We start from the raw sequence: 3,547 nt of genomic DNA on the forward strand, positions 1-3,547 counted from the left end.
CCGGTGATCTGCTTGGCTGAGTCCGAGCACAGGAACAGCGTCAATGCCGCAAGCTCGTCGACGGTGACAAATTCCTTGGTCGGCTGCGCCGCCAGCAGCACGTCGTGCTTGACCTGTTCCTCGGTCATRCCGCGCGCTTTCATCGTGTCGGGAATCTGCTTTTCGACCAGCGGCGTCCAGACATAGCCCGGCGCGATCGCATTGACCGTGATGCCGTCAAGCGCTGTCTCGAGAGCCACTGTCTTGGTCAGGCCCGCAATGCCGTGCTTGGCCGACACATAGGCCGACTTGAACGGCGAAGCGACCAGCGCGTGCGCGGAAGCCGTGTTGATGATGCGGCCCCATTTGCGCGCCTTCATGCCGGGCAGCGCCGCCTTGATCGCGTAGAAGGCGGCGAGCAAGTTGATGCGGATGATGGCTTCCCATTTGTCGTCCGGGAAGTCCTCGATCGGCGCGACATGCTGAATGCCGGCATTGTTGACCAGGATATCGAGACTGCCGAACGCGGCCTCGGCCTCATGCACCATGGCGCTCACCGCCGCGCCGTCCATCATGTTGGCATCGGAGTAGCGGCACTTGACGCCGAAATCCTTCTCGATGCCGGCGCGCTCCTGTTCGATTGCCGCGGCATCGCCCAGCCCGTTGATGGTGACGTTTGCGCCTTCAGCGGCAAAGGCGCGGGCTATTGCCAGGCCGATACCGCTGGTCGAGCCGGTGACGAGGGCATTCTTCGAAGACAGGGAACCCATGGTGATCTCGCGCGAGGTGGGAGGGAACATGACATATAATTGTGCATCGCAGCATGACAATGGCAGAGCCATGTGTCGATGCGATTACAACCTTGCGACAACGCCGGAGCATGGTTCCTGTCCCTTCGAAGCCGTTGTCGCCGGGGTGACACGGCACTGTCATGGTGCCGTGCAACATAATCGCTGCGCATTCGCGCGGTCATTCCTGACGAAATTTTGCCTGTAAAAGACCTTGGGGGTGCAGCTTGGAAATCGCCGATGTCGTGAAGCGGGCCTATGCGATGCCGCTGACCAATCCGTCCTTCCCGCCAGGGCCGTATCGTTTCTTCGACCGCGAATACGTCATCATTACTTACCGCACGACGCGCGAGGCGCTCGAAGCCGTCGTGCCAGCGCCGCTGGAGATCGACGAGCCGCTGGTCAAGTACGAATTCATCCGCATGCCTGATTCAACCGGCTTCGGCGACTATACCGAGACCGGCCAGGTGATCCCGGTGCGCTACAAAGGCCAGCACGGCGGCTACGTTCATTCGATGTATCTCGACGACGACGCGCCGATCGCCGGCGGGCGTGAACTGTGGGGATTTCCCAAGAAGCTGGCCAGCCCCAAGATCGTGCATGAGGGCGAAGTGGTGGTCGGCACGCTGCACTATGGCAGCGTTCTGTGCGCCACCGGCACCATGGGCTACAAGCACCGGGAGGCCGATCACGATTCCGTGCTTGCCTCGCTGGCTGCTCCCAACTTCYTGGTCAAGATCATCCCGCATGTCGACGGCACGCCGCGCATCTGCGAGCTGGTTCGCTACTACCTCACCGACATCACGCTGAAGGAGGCATGGACGGCGCCCGCGGCACTCGATCTGCGGCCCCATGTCATGGCCGACGTTGCGAAGTTGCCAGTGCTCGACATCGTATCGGCTGTTCATTTCACCGCCGATCTGACGCTCGGGCTGGGCGAGGTGGTTTACGACTACCTCGCTGATCGCAACCCTTCCGAGATCAGCGCAACCCAGCCGGAGAAAATTCGTGCTTGAACGCAACCGCAAGAAGGAGGCCACAGCCACCATCGAGGAAATCTCGGCGCAGTATGACCGCATCGCGCTGGTGTTTCAGGGTGGCGGCGCGCTCGGCGCCTATCAGGCCGGGGTCTATCAGGCACTGGCCGACGCCGGCTGCGAGCCGAGCTGGCTTTCCGGCGTGTCGATCGGCGCCATCAATGCGGCGATCATCGCCGGCAATGAATCAAGCCGCCGCCTGCAGCGTCTCGAGCAATTCTGGCAGACGATCTCGGGCCGCAAGATATGGGCCTATACGCCGGAAGGCGACATCTACCGCGACATCCGCAACCGCACAAGTTCTTGGATGACGATGACCATGGGCCAGCCCGGCTTCTTCAAGCCGCGCAATCCCAATCCCTGGTTCGAACAGCCGGGAGCCGAAGGCGCCACCAGCTTCTATGACACGGCCGAATTGAAGGAGACGCTGGAAAGCCTGATCGACTTCGATATCCTCAACGACGGCAAGAAGCGGCTGAGCGTCGGCGCGGTCAATGTCAGAACCGGCAACTTCGTCTATTTCGACACCGAGAAAGTGCGCATCGAACCGGAGCATATCATGGCCAGCGGCGCGCTGCCGCCGGCCTTCCCGTCGATCCGCATCGAGGGCGAATACTACTGGGACGGCGGCATCGTCTCCAACACGCCGCTGCAATACCTGCTCGACCAGGAGGAGGACCGCTCTTCGCTGGTGTTCCAGGTCGACCTGTTCAGCGCGCGCGGCACCTTGCCACGCGGCATGGCCGACGTGCTGTCGCGGCACAAGGACATCATGTATTCCAGCCGCACGCGCCAGAACACCGACAATTTCCAGCGCATCCATGCGCTGAAGATGAAGCTGCTCGAGGCGCTGAAGCGCGTGCCCGCCGAACTGTTGAAGGATGGTGAAAGAGAGCTGATCGCCGACTATTCGCAGGACGGCGTCGTCAACATCGTCCACCTGATCTACCAGCACAAAGGCTATGAGGGACACGCCAAGGACTACGAATTCTCCGGCACCTCGATGCGTGAGCACTGGGAGATGGGGCTGGAGGACACGCAGCGCACGCTGCGCCATCGCCAGTGGCTGACCCTGCCGACCAATGTCGAGGGCGTCGCCATCCACGATCTGCACCGCGAGGATCCGACCTGAGGTCTTTGCTGGCGCCTTCGTCTGACGAGGGGGCTGGCGAATCCACAGTTTGCCGACCAAAGCCTTTCAGCCGTATTGAAACAAGCCAGACTACCCCAAACGAAAAACGGCGCCGGAACCGGCGCCGTTTTCGTTTCAATAATTGATTGTCCGCTAAAACACCTGGCGGAAGACGATGAACAGCACGAAGGCGAGCGTGATCGAGCACGGCAAGGTCAGCACCCAGGCAAGCAGCAGGTTGCGCACCGTCGACCATTGCAGGCCCGAACCGTTAGCGGCCATCGTTCCGGCGACGCCCGACGACAGCACGTGCGTTGTCGACACTGGCAGTCCGAGCCGGTCGGCCATGCCGATGGTCACCATCGCGACAAGCTCCGCGGCGGCACCCTGGCCATAGGTCAGATGGCTCTTGCCGATCTTCTCGCCGACCGTGACGACGATGCGCTTCCAGCCGACCATGGTGCCGAGGCCGAGCGCCAGGGCAACGGCGACCTTCACCCAGATCGGGATGAACTTCGTCGCGTTGTCGACGGCCTTGTGATAGTCGGTGACCGCTTTCAGATCGGCGGCCTCCATCGGCAGCAACTTCTTCTTGTCGATCAGCTTGAGTG

General features: G+C 61.7%; 4 protein-coding genes. 2 read left to right on the forward strand and 2 right to left on the reverse strand.

What is annotated here, in order from left to right:
* Positions 1–749: 3-hydroxybutyrate dehydrogenase (locus tag ACXJ7R_RS27645; RefSeq protein ID WP_457154596.1), on the reverse strand; the 749-nt coding region annotated here is incomplete at its 3' end.
* A gap of 245 nt (positions 750–994) precedes the next feature.
* On the opposite strand from ACXJ7R_RS27645, the gene ACXJ7R_RS27650 reads away from it, so the two are divergent.
* Together ACXJ7R_RS27650 and ACXJ7R_RS27655 are read left to right on the forward strand one after the other, a co-directional pair.
* Positions 995–1,783 carry an acetoacetate decarboxylase gene (locus tag ACXJ7R_RS27650; RefSeq protein WP_457154597.1) on the forward strand — a complete coding sequence of 263 codons (789 nt, stop codon included), beginning with the start codon at positions 995–997 and terminating at the stop codon, positions 1,781–1,783.
* Positions 1,776–2,936, forward strand: coding sequence for a patatin-like phospholipase family protein (locus tag ACXJ7R_RS27655; protein WP_457154598.1), 1,161 nt, complete (start codon positions 1,776–1,778; stop codon positions 2,934–2,936). The genes ACXJ7R_RS27650 and ACXJ7R_RS27655 overlap by 8 nt, the downstream gene beginning before the upstream one ends.
* Positions 2,937–3,089: 153 nt before the next feature.
* Here the strand turns inward: ACXJ7R_RS27655 and ACXJ7R_RS27660 are convergent.
* The coding region (locus ACXJ7R_RS27660) for an inorganic phosphate transporter (protein WP_457154599.1) at positions 3,090–3,547 on the reverse strand (458 nt) is incomplete at its 5' end.

The sequence above is a fragment of the Mesorhizobium sp. P5_C1 genome (genome assembly GCF_054049815.1).